The organism is Bacillus sp. BHET2 (assembly GCF_005938125.1).
In the GTDB taxonomy this organism is placed as follows: Bacteria; Bacillota; Bacilli; order Bacillales; family Bacillaceae_B; genus Rossellomorea.
Map to the genome: position 1 here is coordinate 30,554 of NZ_VCQN01000011.1, position 15,199 is coordinate 45,752.

General features: G+C 42.0%; 16 protein-coding genes, 2 tRNA genes and 2 rRNA genes. 3 read left to right on the forward strand and 17 right to left on the reverse strand.

The features are described from left to right. Positions 1–10 precede the first annotated feature (10 nt). The 6 genes from FGG79_RS20840 to groES form a co-directional block, all read right to left on the reverse strand. The gene (locus FGG79_RS20840; RefSeq protein WP_138781853.1) at positions 11–1,165 is read right to left on the reverse strand and encodes a CpaE/TadZ family protein; all 1,155 of its coding nucleotides are present in this window, start codon (positions 1,163–1,165) and stop codon (positions 11–13) included. Next, positions 1,149–1,928: a flagella basal body P-ring formation protein FlgA gene (locus FGG79_RS20845; protein ID WP_138781855.1), complete on the reverse strand. Its 780-nt coding sequence runs from the start codon at positions 1,926–1,928 to the stop codon at positions 1,149–1,151. Before FGG79_RS20845 ends, FGG79_RS20840 begins: the two co-directional genes overlap by 17 nt. Positions 1,929–2,540: 612 nt before the next feature. Further along, a complete protein-coding gene (locus FGG79_RS20850; protein ID WP_138781857.1) occupies positions 2,541–3,734 on the reverse strand; it encodes an alanyl-tRNA editing protein in 1,194 nt (397 codons plus the stop codon). A gap of 64 nt (positions 3,735–3,798) precedes the next feature. Then, entirely contained in the window at positions 3,799–3,954 is a 156-nt protein-coding gene (locus FGG79_RS21960; RefSeq protein ID WP_171051031.1) for a hypothetical protein, read from the reverse strand. A 223-nt stretch (positions 3,955–4,177) separates the two neighbouring features. Beyond that, positions 4,178–5,815 carry a chaperonin GroEL gene (gene groL, locus FGG79_RS20855; protein WP_138781859.1) on the reverse strand — a complete coding sequence of 546 codons (1,638 nt, stop codon included), beginning with the start codon at positions 5,813–5,815 and terminating at the stop codon, positions 4,178–4,180. 53 nt (positions 5,816–5,868) lie between these two features. Then, positions 5,869–6,156 carry a co-chaperone GroES gene (gene groES, locus FGG79_RS20860; RefSeq protein ID WP_034766060.1) on the reverse strand — a complete coding sequence of 96 codons (288 nt, stop codon included), beginning with the start codon at positions 6,154–6,156 and terminating at the stop codon, positions 5,869–5,871. Between the two features lie 307 nt (positions 6,157–6,463). Between groES and FGG79_RS20865 the strand changes: the two genes are divergently transcribed. Next, positions 6,464–7,207: a CPBP family intramembrane glutamic endopeptidase gene (locus tag FGG79_RS20865; protein WP_138781861.1), complete on the forward strand. Its 744-nt coding sequence runs from the start codon at positions 6,464–6,466 to the stop codon at positions 7,205–7,207. Further along, entirely contained in the window at positions 7,204–7,413 is a 210-nt protein-coding gene (locus FGG79_RS20870; RefSeq protein WP_138781863.1) for a YdiK family protein, read from the forward strand. Before FGG79_RS20865 ends, FGG79_RS20870 begins: the two co-directional genes overlap by 4 nt. A 15-nt stretch (positions 7,414–7,428) precedes the next feature. Here FGG79_RS20870 and tatC read toward each other — a convergent pair whose 3' ends face one another. From tatC to FGG79_RS20885, 3 genes are read right to left on the reverse strand one after another with little or no spacing between them, the layout of a single operon-like run. After that, the gene (gene tatC, locus FGG79_RS20875) at positions 7,429–8,202 is read right to left on the reverse strand and encodes a twin-arginine translocase subunit TatC (RefSeq protein WP_138781864.1); all 774 of its coding nucleotides are present in this window, start codon (positions 8,200–8,202) and stop codon (positions 7,429–7,431) included. Positions 8,203–8,217: 15 nt separating this feature from the next. After that, positions 8,218–8,388, reverse strand: a complete 171-nt coding sequence (locus FGG79_RS20880; RefSeq protein WP_044340658.1) for a twin-arginine translocase TatA/TatE family subunit — start codon at positions 8,386–8,388, stop codon at positions 8,218–8,220. A gap of 54 nt (positions 8,389–8,442) precedes the next feature. Further along, complete coding sequence (locus FGG79_RS20885) at positions 8,443–9,120, reverse strand: redox-sensing transcriptional repressor Rex (protein WP_138781866.1); 678 nt, start codon at positions 9,118–9,120, stop codon at positions 8,443–8,445. 190 nt (positions 9,121–9,310) lie between these two features. On the opposite strand from FGG79_RS20885, the gene FGG79_RS20890 reads away from it, so the two are divergent. After that, positions 9,311–11,257, forward strand: coding sequence for an ABC-F family ATP-binding cassette domain-containing protein (locus FGG79_RS20890; RefSeq protein ID WP_138781868.1), 1,947 nt, complete (start codon positions 9,311–9,313; stop codon positions 11,255–11,257). A 374-nt stretch (positions 11,258–11,631) separates the two neighbouring features. Here FGG79_RS20890 and tsaD read toward each other — a convergent pair whose 3' ends face one another. From tsaD to FGG79_RS20930, 8 genes are all read right to left on the reverse strand, one after another. Beyond that, a complete protein-coding gene (tsaD, locus tag FGG79_RS20895) occupies positions 11,632–12,648 on the reverse strand; it encodes a tRNA (adenosine(37)-N6)-threonylcarbamoyltransferase complex transferase subunit TsaD (protein ID WP_138781870.1) in 1,017 nt (338 codons plus the stop codon). Next, positions 12,645–13,082 carry a ribosomal protein S18-alanine N-acetyltransferase gene (gene rimI, locus FGG79_RS20900; RefSeq protein ID WP_240794350.1) on the reverse strand — a complete coding sequence of 146 codons (438 nt, stop codon included), beginning with the start codon at positions 13,080–13,082 and terminating at the stop codon, positions 12,645–12,647. Before rimI ends, tsaD begins: the two co-directional genes overlap by 4 nt. Before the next feature lie 23 nt (positions 13,083–13,105). Next, on the reverse strand, positions 13,106–13,801 hold the full coding sequence (gene tsaB, locus FGG79_RS20905; protein WP_138781872.1) for a tRNA (adenosine(37)-N6)-threonylcarbamoyltransferase complex dimerization subunit type 1 TsaB: 696 nt from the start codon (positions 13,799–13,801) through the stop codon (positions 13,106–13,108). After that, positions 13,798–14,253 carry a tRNA (adenosine(37)-N6)-threonylcarbamoyltransferase complex ATPase subunit type 1 TsaE gene (tsaE, locus tag FGG79_RS20910; RefSeq protein WP_138781874.1) on the reverse strand — a complete coding sequence of 152 codons (456 nt, stop codon included), beginning with the start codon at positions 14,251–14,253 and terminating at the stop codon, positions 13,798–13,800. Before tsaE ends, tsaB begins: the two co-directional genes overlap by 4 nt. Before the next feature lie 167 nt (positions 14,254–14,420). After that, a tRNA-Asp gene (locus FGG79_RS20915) sits at positions 14,421–14,497 on the reverse strand. Positions 14,498–14,587: 90 nt separating this feature from the next. After that, positions 14,588–14,661 (reverse strand) — tRNA-Met (locus FGG79_RS20920). Positions 14,662–14,881: 220 nt separating this feature from the next. Next, positions 14,882–14,998: ribosomal RNA gene (gene rrf, locus FGG79_RS20925) — 5S ribosomal RNA — on the reverse strand. A gap of 85 nt (positions 14,999–15,083) precedes the next feature. After that, positions 15,084–15,199: ribosomal RNA gene (locus FGG79_RS20930) — 23S ribosomal RNA — on the reverse strand; the annotation flags it as partial.

The following is a 15,199-nucleotide window of genomic DNA, read 5'->3' on the forward strand; positions in this document are numbered from 1 at the left end:
TTATACCCTCCTATTTCAGAACTGCCATGGTGAATTTTCTAACATCCTTAGCAAAAGGAATCAACCTTTTTTCCTTAGGGGACTTCCTCACGGGCTCGCCCTTATTTATATAAGTTTGCAGTCCTTTAAGATCTCTTCTTATGGAAGCCGATATTGGAAATCTAAGAATGTTCTTTAAATCACCTTGCTGCAGTTCGTTTTCTTTGGAAATCTCATTAAGAACGATTTCCAAACGAGATTGAAGATCTATTCCCAAGCGTGTACATAATTCCTCATAATGCTTCAGGACTTTCAGTGATGAAGTTTCCGGGTAGAGAACGTAGTAAATTTTGTCTGACTCTTCCATTGCAGTCACGATTAAATTATTGATGTCTGATGGTAAATCCATGATGACGTAATCAAAGGATCTTCTACACGTTCTAAGAAGCTTGGCGATGAATTGTTCATCTAATGTCTCCCCTACTTCTGCATCACACGGACTCACTAATATCTCCAATTGCGAATGAGTTTCGGTTTGAGAAACATTCCTTACATGGCTCTCATTCAACTCTTCAATAACTGGTGTCAAATCCGCTATAGATCGATTCGTTTCAATCGACATCATCGTTTCGATTCCGCCATACTGTAAATTAAAATCAATGAGAATGACTTCTGCTGCCGATTCAAGCTTGAGTGTTTGCGCGAATGTAGAGGAAATGATGGATTTCCCACTTCCTCCCTTCCCGCTATAGAAGGAATAGATTTGACCTCGTCCCTTCCCAAAGACCACGGTACTTTCTTCTCGACTGCTCTTTTTCATTTCATAATTCTTCTTAATAGTTGGGAACCTACTAAGGAACAATGACATTTCATCAGGCAATACGAAGAAATCCTCCGCACCTGCTTTTGAGATATTTCGTAAAATAGTAAAATCTGAATCTCTTGCTAAAAAAATGATATAAGTAGAAGGGTTAACTGATTTTATATATTGGATGAGCTCGACTGAATTATCATTATTTGACTGTACAAAAACGATAATATCCCTTGTTTGTCTATTGACTTCCCTTACTGCATCTTCTGCAGATATGACAGACACCCTACTATCCTCTTGATCAAGGGTGTTCAAGACTTGATTCGTAACTACGTCATCTTCACTAACTAGTAGAATATCAAGATTCTTTTCCATTTGATGCGTCTCCTTGATTTGATTCTTTTGGTTTGTTTTGATCAGCAGGCTTTTGATCTGCCGGCTTCTCATCTGTTGTTTCTGCAGCCTTTTCTTTCTTTTCGGTTTCAACTGCTTCTTTAGTTTTTTCCTGATCCGCTGGAGGACCCTCGATTTTTCCTACATTGGCTTTTAAGATTCGTATATGCTCCGCATAATTTTGCATATGTATCAATTCGGGGGCCTTTTCTTCCGGTACCTCTACCGCAACTCCAGCAAAATTCTTTTCATCCCCTTCAGCATACGAAACCGGAACATCTTTCATGAATAGCTGGGTTTTTCTTTCCCCGTTCACCTCAGTTGAGACGATGATATCGATTCTATCCAATGCTTCAATTACTTGATCGAATTGAACTTTGTCATTTCGGTAAATGGCAACTAGCCTGTTATTTTCGTTATTTAAGTTTGAGACAGGTTTGATCATATTCTCAGTGATAATGTCACCCGCTTTAAGCGGAACCACCGATACTCGATTCTCTAATTGGAGCTTTCCTGTAACATGTGATTTTGTAACGAACTTATTCGGTATCTCCATTACATCTAGCTGACTTTCCTTTATCGGTGTTCTTGAAGGAATGTCACTTTTCGCCACATAAACCTTTGTCATTCCACCTAACTCAGAATTCAGATCCTTTACCTTGTCATAAACCAAGTAGCCAGCACCTACTGCTAAAAGAAATGCTAAAAACAAAAATATAAATGCCCTTTTTTTGGACTCAATCATTTCCAGTGTCACTCCATTACAAAGTTTGATTATTATGGTTAATGAATTTTCAATTAACTTACTATTACAAATCAAAGATTAGGTTCTTTATTCATCCCCCACTTCTAGTTGTATCTACGAACCAAAAGACAAAACAATGTCACATTTCCCCCAAAATGATTCGTTCGTATGATGTTTGAAGAAAATGGAATTAATTCTATCCTTATTTACCACTAATTTCATGTTTAAAACTTATAATTTGTAAATTCTTGATACTTTTTTTCTATATTATAATTATCACTGGTAGCGGTAAACGTCAATCGGACAAGGATTTTGTCGAATTTTGACTGTTATTTTTGACCTACACCGTCTATTTTCCTATAGCTGGAAATAGGTATTTTGTAGAACTCCAAAAGGTTTACTTCTTATTTTTCAACCGTGGATTCCAAGGTGATGATGGTAATTATTAGGTGTTTTATTACAAGTATTAAAATTGGTAGGTAATTGGAATCATTTGTGAATGAAGTGTGACGTCTGCCTCAATTTTCACTCTGATTGAATATTCCAAATTCAGATATTACGGTATAACCAAAAGAGCCACCCGGGCAATGCCGGATGGCTCTTTCCTCTTTTCTATAGTTGATGGATCAATGTTTCAAGAAGCTTTTCTTTACTCATCACCGCTTCTCCCCCACCTTGAACGAACGATTCCTTTCCGCCGCCTTTTCCATTAATCAACGGAAAGACCTTTTGCGCCACCTCTCTTAAATTGACGCTCGGGGTTGAGCCCTTCGCTGCTACAAGCTGGAGTTTTTGATCATTTTGTACAACCAGTAGCACAATCATTTCGTCTCTCTTAGAGACAATATGCTGTGCGATTTTTTGAAGCTCCTGGATCGGTCTGTCAGAGTATGCTGCTTGGATAAGCACGTAGTCTTCTTGAGGGGATCCCTTCCCTAGTAATCCTTCTGCTTCATAAGTTAAAGTGATTTCTTTCAACCCTTCCAATGCTTTCTCTTGTTCTTTTTGCTTTGTCAGCAGTCTCTCGACGGTCGGGATCATGGTTTCTTCCGGCGCCTGCAAACAGCTGGTCATTTCTCTTAAGAGTTCATGCTTTCGGTGCAGTTGATCGAGTACCCGATCCCCGCATACAAACTGAAGTCGTATATGTCCCTTATGCTTCTCCCAATCGAGAATCTTAATCGCTCCGACCTCACTCGTTGAACGTGGATGTGTTCCGCCGCATCCGTTGTAATCAAAGTCCGGGATGATAACCAGGCGAATTTGGTCGGTGACGGAGGGCTGCTTTCGCAGTGGATAGTCGGACAACTCCGCTTCCGTAATCCATTTCGTCTCGATCGGCCGTGCTTCTTGTATGACCCTGTTGGCCAGTCTCTCTGCCTTCATCGCATCTGCCTCTTTCAGGTCGCTCACCTGTAAGTCGATGGTCAAGATTTCTTTCCCTAAGTGAAAGCTGATTGTTTCATAATGTAAGGCTTCCTCAAATGCGGCAGATAAAATATGCTGACCTGCGTGCTGCTGCATATGGTCGAATCGGCGATCCCAATCGATCCGTCCCTCAAAGACTCCTGAAAGATCTTCAAACGGCTCTTCTATGTAATGGCGGATTTCTCCGTTCACTTCTTCAACTTTGATAACCCTTTTGCTATTTATTGTCCCGGTATCATGAGGCTGGCCACCGCCTGTTGGATAAAAGGCCGTTTCCTCCAATAGTACGTACCAGCCCGCCTCATCTTGCCCTTGGTCCTGTATGGATGTTTGAAAGGTTTTCATATAGGCGTTTTGATAATAAAGTGTATTTGTCATCGGTAACCCTCTTTCTGAACTGTTCTCCCCCTTACTTTATCATAGAGATTGAGGGTAGAACCATTCAGTCTTGCAGGCACTTCTCTTCTCTGCAAATCGGTACAGTCCCCACCTGTTCCCAAGGAATCTCCCATCTTCGCTCAAACTCCGCTTTTGCAAACTCATCTCCATCAATAATTCTTTCCACTAGACTTCTTAATCTCATCGTTGTGTAATTCATTTTATCACCTGCTGATTTTAATATTGGACTAAACGTCGCATGTAGCATACGTAAAAAGATTCATTTCGGATGTCTCTCGTATAATACTTTTTACCTATTTCGTCAGGTGATAAACGTTTCAACTCTCTTTTGGTGAGATATTATTCAAACTATGTAAAAAAAAGAGGACACTCCCGAAGGAATGACCTCTTTAATCTGAATTGCTTCAGGGGATGGGGACAGATTACATCATGCCGCCCATTCCACCCATGCCGCCCATACCAGACATATCTGGCATACCGCCGCCGCCTTCTTCAGGAATGTCCGCTACTACTGCTTCAGTAGTTAAGAACATTGCTGCTACAGACGCTGCGTTTTGAAGTGCAGAACGAGTTACTTTGGTAGGATCCACGATACCTTTTTCGATCATGTTGACCCACTCACCAGTAGCTGCGTTGAATCCTACACCTACCGCTTCCTTCTTCAGACGTTCTACGATAATAGAACCTTCAAGGCCTGCGTTGTGAGCGATTTGACGGATCGGCTCTTCAAGAGCGCGTAGCACGATGTTGATACCCGTTGCTACATCTGCATCCGCTTCGATTGATGCTACTTTGTTGTAGACGTTAACAAGTGCCGTACCACCACCGGATACGATACCTTCTTCTACTGCTGCACGAGTAGAGTTCAAGGCGTCTTCGATACGAAGTTTACGCTCTTTAAGCTCAGTTTCAGTTGCAGCTCCAACTTTCACGACTGCTACTCCACCTGCAAGCTTAGCAAGGCGCTCTTGTAATTTTTCCTTGTCGAATTCAGAAGTAGATTCTTCTAATTGAGCACGGATTTGATTTACGCGAGCTGCGATTTTTTCTGGTTGTCCAGAGCCTTCTACGACAGTTGTGTTTTCTTTCGTTACAACTACTTTCGCAGCGCGGCCAAGTTGAGTGATATTCGCAGATTTAAGGTCTAAGCCTAGATCTTCTGTGATCACTTCTCCACCAGTAAGTACAGCTAAGTCTTCAAGCATTGCTTTACGACGGTCACCGAAGCCAGGAGCTTTAACAGCAACAGCGTTGAATGTTCCGCGAAGTTTGTTCACAACAAGCGTTGCAAGAGCTTCACCTTCAACATCTTCAGCTACCATTAATAGTGGCTTACCTTGTTGTACGACTTGCTCAAGTACAGGAAGTACTTCCTGGATGTTTCCGATTTTCTTGTCAGTGATTAAGATGTATGGATTTTCAAGAACTGCTTCCATCTTATCAGAATCAGTAACCATGTAAGGAGATGCATATCCACGGTCGAATTGCATTCCTTCAACAACATCAAGTTCTGTTGTGAAACCTTTTGATTCTTCGATTGTGATAACGCCGTCGTTCCCAACGCGCTCCATAGCTTCCGCGATCAGTTGACCTACTTCTTCGTCAGCAGCTGAGATTGCCGCTACTTGAGCGATGGATTCTTTGCCTTCGATTGGCTTAGAAATCAATTTCAATTCTTCGATGGCAGCTTGAACTGCTTTTTCGATTCCTTTACGAACGCCAACAGGGTTTGCACCAGCTGTTACGTTTTTAAGACCTTCACGGATCATCGCTTGAGCAAGAACCGTTGCAGTCGTTGTACCGTCACCGGCGATTTCATTTGTTTTGCTTGCAACTTCAGCAACCAGTTTTGCACCCATGTTTTCGAATGCATCTTCAAGTTCGATTTCTTTTGCAATCGTTACACCATCATTTGTAATAAGTGGTGAACCGAATTTTTTCTCAAGTACCACGTTACGTCCTTTTGGTCCAAGAGTTACTTTTACTGCATTTGCTAATTGATCGACACCGCGAAGCATGGAACGGCGTGCTTCTTCGCTGAATTTAATATCTTTAGCCATTGATAAAGTCCTCCTCTTATTTAAATAAAGTATTGTTTATATACGGTAATTAATTATTCGCCAACTACAGCCAGAATATCGCTATCTCGAAGGATCAAGTATTCTGTGCCTTGGTATTTCACTTCTGTACCAGCGTATTTAGAGAAAATGATACGATCGCCGACAGCTACCTCAAGAGCAACGCGCTCACCGTTGTCAAGAATGCGACCAGTACCTACAGCCATCACTTTACCTTCTTGTGGCTTTTCCTTTGCGGAATCCGGTAGCACAATACCGCTTGCTGTTTTTTCTTCTGACTCAACTAGCTCGATAACGACGCGATCACCTAGTGGTTTTAACAAGTGAAACAACCTCCTTGAATTATGTAAATGATATTTATTAGCACTCGAACACTGTGAGTGCTAACACAACTATTATATTAATTAATTCGTTTTCATTTTGCAAGAGTCCTGCTTGAAATTTTTTTCGTCAATTTTCTCTTTTTTTTCACGCCCTCCTATACTATGCCCTTCTCTCCCCATATATTCCAGGATGAAACAAACCCTTAGATTTGAACAGTTCTTCTTTTCTTAGTAGAATTGTACAAGAGTAAGTTCAAGACGAAACATAGTTGTTCCTCATCTTACAGGTGCTAAAGGAGATCAAACGTTGAAAAAACATTTCGGATTTATTTTAATTACCTATATCGTTATGCAACTTTCAAGCATTGTCGGGATACCCCTGTTATATAAGATTGGTGTCGACGTCCTCGGACAGCCAAAAGAGACAGTAGGGAATGTGGTTCCGGGATACTGGCTCGTCATTAGCTTTACGTTAACCCTGCTCGTCGTCTGGGGCATTCTCAGGAAGAGTGAATCAAGCACGCGACTTGAACGGACCTCTCCCATGAATGCAGGAGGCTCGATTCTTTGGGCGATCGTCGGGATCTTTATGGCGTTCCTGGCTCAATCTATCGCCATCCAAGTCGAGTATGCGCTCGGAATCAAGATGGGATCGGAAAATACACAAATGATCATCGGAATCATTGAAAAGGTACCGTTATCCATGCTCGTCGCTGCGATTATCGGCCCTATATTAGAAGAGATTGTATTCAGGAAGATCATTTTTGGTGTTCTTTATGAGAAGATGCACTTCTTCTTCGCTGCTCTGATCAGTTCTGTGATCTTCGCTCTTGCCCACTTCGAGCCTGAGCATGTGATCCTGTATTCTGCCATGGGCTTTACCTTCGCTTTTCTTTATGTAAGAACGAAGCGGATCTTAGTACCAATATTTGCTCACGTTACCATGAATACAACCGTCGTTCTAATGCAATCTATTTATAAGGATGACATTGAAAAAATGATGAATGAAGCTGAAAAAATACAAGGATTTATTGGAGGATTATTTCTATGAGGAGATCACCATTAGTCTCAGGAGTGATCTATCTCCTTCTCGGTGTACTCTTCACATACTTTGCTGTACAAAACGTACAGAATGATGAAGGTTGGGGATTTTTCACGTATATGCTCATCTTTCTGGCGACCCTGGATTTTGGTTCCGGGTTACGGATGATCATGCTGCATTTCAAAATCAAAAAACAAGTAAAGAACAAAAAATAAGGATTGATCATTTGATCAATCCTTATTTATATCCTCAAACTGTTCCATTTCAAGCTTTTGCTCCGCTTCTAACACCTTTTTGTACCCGACCTTGGATATCCAAATACTGATTTCATAAAGAAGCAGTAAAGGAACCGTCACCATCATATGGGATACGATATCAGGCGGTGTAATGAAAGCCGCGACGACCAACAAGATAAAGTAAGCTACTTTCCTCATCTGACTCAGAAGCATCGGCGTCACGATTCCCAAACGGGTCAGGAATAACATGATGACTGGCAGCTGAAACAGGAAACCGAATGGGATTGTAATTTGAAATAGAAAATGAAAGTATTCATTAATTCCAATCACTTGCTGGATATTCAGATTGGTTGATAATCCCATCATGAATTTCACAACGTATGGAAACAAAATAAAATATGAAAATGACAATCCACCCAGGAACAGCATAAGAGAAATAGGAATGTAACTAAGCGTCACCTTTCTCTCTTTCTCATATAAGCCTGGACTTACGAACGACCACACTTGGAATAGAATAATGGGTGAAGTCATGATGATCGCAAGGAACATGATCATTTCCATATAGATTTTGAGAGGGTCTGTGATTCGAAAGGCGTTCATCGTTAACTCTTTCGCTTCATCGGCGTGTTGCAAATATCTAATTAACGGCTCTGCAAGAAAGAAACTTACAATTACCGCTAACAAGAAGAAAACGACTACAAACATGAGTCGTTTTTGCAATTCTCCTATATGTTCATAGACTGTCATGTCTCTTTGGCTTTGACTCATGGCGTTCATCCTACCCTACTTAGCTTTTTTGCTATTATCGTCCTCATCGTCTGCTAAGCCCTTTGTTGCATTTTTGAATTCACGTAATGTATTTCCAGCGGCTTTCCCTAACTCAGGCAATTTCTTTGGTCCGAAGATCAGTAAAGCAACGACTGTGATTAGTACGATACTACCTGCACCTAACATAATGAGACACCTCCTCTTTTACCATTCTATCATAACGTAAATATGAAAGATTTTCTATTCAGTTATCATTCCATCTTGTGACATTTCCGTGTCATCCTCTGAATAATGCTTTAAGAAGTAAACAAGCGACTGAAGTTCAACAGCCAGGTCGATATGATGGACGCGGATACGGTCCGGTACCGTCAATCTCGCAGGGGTGAAGTTCAGGATCCCTTTAATATTCGAAGAAACCAATCGGTCTGTGATATTTTGAGCAGAAGATGCCGGAACCGTCAGAATGGCCACTTCAATATCATGCCCTACAAGACTCTCTTCTAAATCATTCAAATGAAAAACGGGTACATCACTGATTTGAGTCCCGACCTTCTCTTCATCCACTTCAAAGGCCATTTCGATTTTCGTATTATTATTTTTGATAAAATTATAATGAAGAAACGCTGTACCGAGATTCCCTACCCCGATTAGTACAACCTTTGTAAGGGCATCCTGATCCAATGTCTTACGGAAGAAGGATAGAAGATAATTGACATTATAGCCGTACCCCTTTTTCCCTAGCGCACCGAAATAAGAAAAGTCTCTGCGAATCGTTGCAGAATCGACCTTTACCGCTTCACTCAATTCCTTCGATGAAACCCTCTGCTTACCCGATGAGTACAGGTTCTTAATAAAGCGATAATATAAAGGAAGGCGCTTAGCCGTTGCCTGTGGAATTTTCGTTGTATCCTGGTTCATATTGTATTCCCCCACATCTATTCAAAACCTCTGATACCGCTTCCAAAATAAAAAGCGGACAGAATTTGTACATTCTCTTACTCATCATACACTATATTTTATCCTAAGTGTACGAAGATTAACAGTCGTCTTATTGCCGTTCCCCTCCCAAATACGGTACACTAGCACTATGAAATAGAGGTGAGACGTCATGATTCTACTACAAGTGAATCAACTAACGAAAAACTTTGGTGCCGATAATATCCTATCAAATATTAAACTGGAAATACAGACAAGAGATCGTGTTGCTCTCGTTGGCCGCAACGGAGCAGGGAAGTCGACTCTTTTAAAAATAATTGCAGGTAACCTCTCCTATGATTCTGGAGAGATCACGAAACCAAAAGGGGTTACGATCGGGTACCTCGCACAAAACACAGGTTTGGAATCAGATTTGTCGATTTGGTCCGAAATGCTGACCGTATTCTCTGAATTGCAATCCCAGGAAAAACAGTTACGAAGCCTTGAGAAACAGATGGCAGATCCTTCTGTTTACGAACAAGAAGATCTATATCAACGGGTATTAAAGGAATATGATGAGCTTCAAGTAACCTTCAAAGATTCTGGAGGCTACCAATATGAAGCCGATATTCGTTCTGTGCTCCATGGATTGAATTTCGCTGACTTCGATTATGAAACTAAGATCTCCACATTAAGCGGGGGGCAGAAAACCCGTCTGGCTCTTGGTAAGCTTCTATTAACCAAGCCTGACATCCTCATCCTGGATGAGCCGACCAACCATCTCGATATTGAAACCTTATCGTGGCTGGAAACATACCTCCAAAGCTATGAAGGTGCCGTCCTGATCGTTTCTCATGACCGCTATTTCTTAGATAGCGTCGTCAATCAAGTGTATGAGATTTCACGGAATCGAAGCAAGAAGTATCTCGGGAACTACAGTAAATACCTTGAACAGAAAGCAGTAGACTACGAGAAAGACCTTAAGATGTTTGAGCGTCAGCAGCAGGAAGTAGCGAAACTTGAAGACTTCGTTCAACGGAATATCGCCCGTGCCTCAACGACCAAGATGGCACAAAGTCGCCGGAAAAAATTAGAGCGAATGGACATGATGGACAAACCATTGGGTGATGAGAAGTCTGCCACCTTCGCATTCCAAATCGATCGTCCAAGCGGGAATGATGTCCTGCACGTACAGGATCTGACCATCGGATATAAACAAGACGAACAGATTTCTTCCCGTATTGACTTCTCTATGAAAAAGGGGGACAGCATCGCCCTTGTAGGTCCTAATGGAATTGGCAAATCGACGCTATTAAAGACATTGGTGAATAAACTTCTCCCACTTGATGGAGCGTTTAAATTCGGAGCAAATGTTTCCATCAGTTACTATGATCAAGAACAAGCCGAACTTTCTTCTAATAAGACTGTATTAAATGAGCTCTGGGATGAGTATCCCATGAAAATGGAGAAGGAAATTCGAACCGTTCTCGGTAACTTCTTATTCTCAGGCGAAGATGTCTTGAAGATTGTTTCAACACTAAGTGGTGGAGAGAAAGCCCGACTCGCCCTATCCAAGCTTATGATGGAAAAGGGGAATGTCCTGATCCTCGATGAGCCAACGAACCATCTGGATTTAGACAGCAAAGAAGTATTGGAGAATGCCCTGATTGACTACCCTGGAACAATTCTCTTTGTTTCACATGATCGTTATTTCATCAATCGCATTGCTACCAAGGTTGTAGAACTATCCAAAAAGGGCTCGACTGAATACCTTGGCGATTACGATTACTACGTGGAGAAGTTACAGCAGCAGGAAGAGCTTGCAGCACTCGAGCGCATGGAGCAAGGAGAACAAGTAGCAACACAAGGGACGACCCAAAAACAGTCTCACAAGATCGATAAAGAAGCAAAGAAGATTGAGCGTCAACGAAAACGCAGAGTGGAAGAAATTGAAGGCCTCATGGAATCTCTTGAAAGTGACATTCAGGATAAAGAGAATCTACTCTGTGACCCTGAAATCTTTCAAGACCATGAAAAGGTCCAGGACCTCAATGATTCACTCACCAAAGCAAAAGAAGAACTAGATTTTTTATTAGAAGAATGGACAGAACTTGAAGAGCTTCTTCAAGAAGAACAATAATCCACAGGACTGGGGATAACAATCATCCCTAGTCCTTTTTTATTCCACATGTTTATCCACAACCAAAATCCCTTTTAAACGTTATTCACACATGTTTTCCACATAATCCACAACCTTAACCTAAGTTATCCACAACAAAACCTATAATAGAGCGTGTATATCACAAAGGTTTTTCACATAGTGTACACATCAATTGATAAGTTACTAACATTTTATCCACAGTCTGTTGATAAAACGTATGTTCGTCATTTTTTTATCGCCACGAGTCAACACCGAACACTACATTATTCACAAGATATCAACAGAACTATGGGAACCTGGGTCTCCGAACACAGAAAAAAGCTTAAACGCTCTCCACGTTTAAGCTTCCTCTTTTAGAAATTCTCAATATCAAGACCAGGATTTGCATTCATATCCATTCTTCCTCTTTTTCCTTGTTCGTATAACACCGTCCCAGCGGCTGCGATCATGGCTGCGTTATCAGTACACAGAGCTAATGGAGGGATAATCAATTCCGCGTCCACGCTTTCAAACGCTTCCTGTAGAGCAGCACGGAGCCCCTTATTGGCCGCTACTCCTCCAGCCACTAATACTTGCTCAACTCCATACTCATTCACAGCCTTGACGGTTTTGGTCACTAACACATCGATTACACTTGCCTGAAAGCTCGCTGCCAGGTCCTGTGGATGAATGGTTAGTCCTTTTTGCTTCGCATTGTGCAACGTGTTAATAACGGCTGATTTCAATCCACTAAAGCTGAAATCATAGGAACCCTCTTCTAGCCATGACCGGGGTAAATCAAGGTTTGGTTCTCCCTCTTCGGCCAGGCGATCGATATGGGGGCCGCCTGGATAAGGAAGACTCAATGTCCTTGCCACCTTATCATAGGCTTCTCCAGCTGCATCGTCCCGGGTTTCCCCAATAACTTGGAACGAGCCGTGCTCTTTCATGAACACAAGCTCGGTATGCCCTCCTGAAACGACCAATGAAAGTAAAGGGAACCTCATTTCTTCCACTAATCGATTCGCATAAATATGACCCGCAATATGATGGACTCCAACTAAAGGTTTGTTGTGAGCAAATGCAAGTGCCTTTGCCGCATTGACACCAATCAACAGGGCCCCCACTAAACCGGGTCCTTCTGTTACAGCCACACAATCGATATCGTCCATGGTCATACGGGCTTGCTCCAGTGCCTCTTCAAGCACAAACGTCACCTGTTCTACATGATGACGGGAAGCAATTTCAGGTACGACGCCACCGAATCGCTTATGACTTTCAATCTGTGACGAAACGATATTCGTCACTATCTCAGTCCCATTTTTTATAATGGCAACAGCCGTTTCATCACAGCTTGTCTCAATTCCGAGTACAAATGTATCTTTTTTCATAAATTCACCCACATTACTAAAGCATCTTCTTGGTTATCTGAATAATAACGCTTACGAATCCCACCATCTTGAAATCCGAGTTTTCGATATACATGCTGTGCAGCAGCATTGGACACTCGAACTTCGAGTGTCATCACACGAGCTCCAAATTCACTCGCTATACCCATGATCTTGCGCATGAGGCCTTCTCCCATGCCGCGTCCCCGATAATCAGGGAGTACGGCTACATTGGTGATATGAGCCTCATCCACAACCAGCCACACTCCGCAATAACCAACAACCTGTTCTTCATCTTCCGCAACCAGATAGGTGGATAAGTGGTTATGTTCAATTTCATTCAAGAAAGCGTCTCGACTCCAAGGGATGCTAAAAGATTGATTTTCAATATCCATTACAGCATCTAAATCTTCAACTGTCATAAATCGTATGTTCATATTCTAACAATCCTTTATCTCTATTAGGATTTTTTTTGCGACTCAAGCCATTTCACTTCTGCTTCAGCCATTCTTATATAATTAGGAAGTACTTCATGGGCAGAAGTCTCCTTAAGGCCATGTCCTATAAACGCAAGCTCCGACGGTCGAGGATTATGACTGACAAACGGAGCCATTTTCGCTTGGTCTCCAAGTACAGCTTTAATGACGCTTTCGTGAATGCTTATATCGTTTCCTACAAATAAAATATCTTTCCTGCAATCCTTTAACTTCGTCACCCAATCTTCCAACAGAATGTTACAATCTTCCTCGACACATACTAATTGATCTCTCTGAAACTCATATAGCCCTGTATATACCTGTCCTCTTCTTGCATCGAACAATGGAACGATATACCCTGGAAAATATCGTCCCGAAGAAGCGAGCGTCGCAAGACTTGATACGGGAATGAGTGGTATATTCAATGACCATGCAAGCGTCTTGGCTAACGTAACCCCTATCCGGACACCTGTGTAAGAACCAGGGCCGTTGGCTACAACAATCTTCGTTAAGTCCTTTGCCTTGATCTCGCAATCCTTTAACAATTGCTCGATAGCGGGCATCGCCCTTACAGAGTGGTTCTTCTTCATATAAGTAATGTACTCCCCAATCACCTTATCCTCTTCAATAAGCGCAACGCCTAAAGGATAATTAGAAGTATCAATGGATAATATCGTCATGACACAATCTCCTTACACAATTCGCTATATCTTTCTCCATAAGGCTTCAACACAATTCTTCTCGCTGAATCCCCTTCCCTGTAAATCGATAAGCTTAATAACTCTTCCGGAAGTTGATCTTTAATTAAGTGAGCCCACTCAACGACGGTCACGCCTTCTCCTTCAAAGTATTCCTCGAATCCTAAGTCTTCAAAGGAATCACCCAACCTGTACACATCCATATGGTAAAGAGGCAAACGACCTCTATATTCCTTAATGATGGTGAAAGTGGGACTGTTGACGGTCTTTGAAACACCAAGTCCTTTAGCCAATCCCTTGGTAAACGTCGTCTTTCCTGCTCCAAGATCACCTTCTAATGTTAACACAGTACCAGGCTTTAAGTGTGCAGCCAATTGTTCAGCAAACACCAAAGTCTCCTCTGGACTGTTGGTTATAATTTCAAACTGATTCATGTTAATCTCCTCAATCGTCATTTAGGTATAAAAAACCCTTAGGATCGTTTGAAAGCCTAAGGGAGAATGTATATATGTAGTTTACCCCTTTTCGGGTATGAGAGTAAAGGCTGCGGTAAATAGACAATAAAAAAAACGAAACATAGTTTCGTTTGAATAAACAAATCTGGCGGTCCGGACGGGACTCGAACCCGCGACCTCCTGCGTGACAGGCAGGCATTCTAACCAACTGAACTACCGGACCAGAGTTTTTTGACGATAGTCAAAATAACTTTCCATGCGTGACTCATCAAGAATTAGGATTAACCTCTTATTAAAAAAGTCAAAAATGGTATTGCGGGGACAGGATTTGAACCTGCGACCTTCGGGTTATGAGCCCGACGAGCTACCGAACTGCTCCACCCCGCGACGATAAAATAATTGAATCATGTGAATGACACCCATGGTGATTTCGATTGAACCACCCCGACTTCAGTTAGCTTAAGAAAGCTATTGCTCAGTCGGTGCGCTGATGTGTACGCTCCGAAGATTATTCGGTCGTGCTCCACCCCGCGACGATATTAATGTCACTCTCTATACTACTATATGTAGCTTCATAAAGATAGTGTTATTGAAAAATAAATTTTTCGCCTGGCGACGTCCTACTCTCACAGGGGGAGATCCCCCAACTACCATTGGCGCTGAAGAGCTTAACTTCCGTGTTCGGCATGGGAACGGGTGTGACCTCTTCGCCATAGTCACCAGACGAATATTTAATTGAAGGGTTGTTCCTTCAAAACTAGATAAAGAATTGATGTCAAGAAAGCCGAATATCGACCAGTTGTTCATTTGTGGTTAAGTCCTCGATCGATTAGTATCAGTCAACTCCACATGTCGCCATGCTTCCATCTCTGACCTATCTACCTAGTCATCTTCTAGGGATCTTACTCACTTACGTGATGGGAAA

What these genes read in the sequence shown, in the direction of transcription:
- FGG79_RS20840 (WP_138781853.1), bottom strand. Translation starts at nt 1,165, where the DNA reads ATGGAAAAGAATCTTGATATTCTACTAGTTAGTGAAGATGACGTAGTT.
- FGG79_RS20845 (WP_138781855.1), bottom strand. Translation starts at nt 1,928, where the DNA reads ATGATTGAGTCCAAAAAAAGGGCATTTATATTTTTGTTTTTAGCATTT.
- FGG79_RS20850 (WP_138781857.1), bottom strand. Translation starts at nt 3,734, where the DNA reads ATGACAAATACACTTTATTATCAAAACGCCTATATGAAAACCTTTCAA.
- FGG79_RS21960 (WP_171051031.1), bottom strand. Translation starts at nt 3,954, where the DNA reads ATGAATTACACAACGATGAGATTAAGAAGTCTAGTGGAAAGAATTATT.
- groL (WP_138781859.1), bottom strand. Translation starts at nt 5,815, where the DNA reads ATGGCTAAAGATATTAAATTCAGCGAAGAAGCACGCCGTTCCATGCTT.
- FGG79_RS20870 (WP_138781863.1), top strand. Translation starts at nt 7,204, where the DNA reads ATGAGGAGATCACCATTAGTCTCAGGAGTGATCTATCTCCTTCTCGGT.
- tatC (WP_138781864.1), bottom strand. Translation starts at nt 8,202, where the DNA reads ATGAGTCAAAGCCAAAGAGACATGACAGTCTATGAACATATAGGAGAA.
- FGG79_RS20880 (WP_044340658.1), bottom strand. Translation starts at nt 8,388, where the DNA reads ATGTTAGGTGCAGGTAGTATCGTACTAATCACAGTCGTTGCTTTACTG.
- FGG79_RS20885 (WP_138781866.1), bottom strand. Translation starts at nt 9,120, where the DNA reads ATGAACCAGGATACAACGAAAATTCCACAGGCAACGGCTAAGCGCCTT.
- FGG79_RS20890 (WP_138781868.1), top strand. Translation starts at nt 9,311, where the DNA reads ATGATTCTACTACAAGTGAATCAACTAACGAAAAACTTTGGTGCCGAT.
- tsaD (WP_138781870.1), bottom strand. Translation starts at nt 12,648, where the DNA reads ATGAAAAAAGATACATTTGTACTCGGAATTGAGACAAGCTGTGATGAA.
- rimI (WP_240794350.1), bottom strand. Translation starts at nt 13,082, where the DNA reads ATGAACATACGATTTATGACAGTTGAAGATTTAGATGCTGTAATGGAT.
- tsaB (WP_138781872.1), bottom strand. Translation starts at nt 13,801, where the DNA reads ATGACGATATTATCCATTGATACTTCTAATTATCCTTTAGGCGTTGCG.
- tsaE (WP_138781874.1), bottom strand. Translation starts at nt 14,253, where the DNA reads ATGAATCAGTTTGAAATTATAACCAACAGTCCAGAGGAGACTTTGGTG.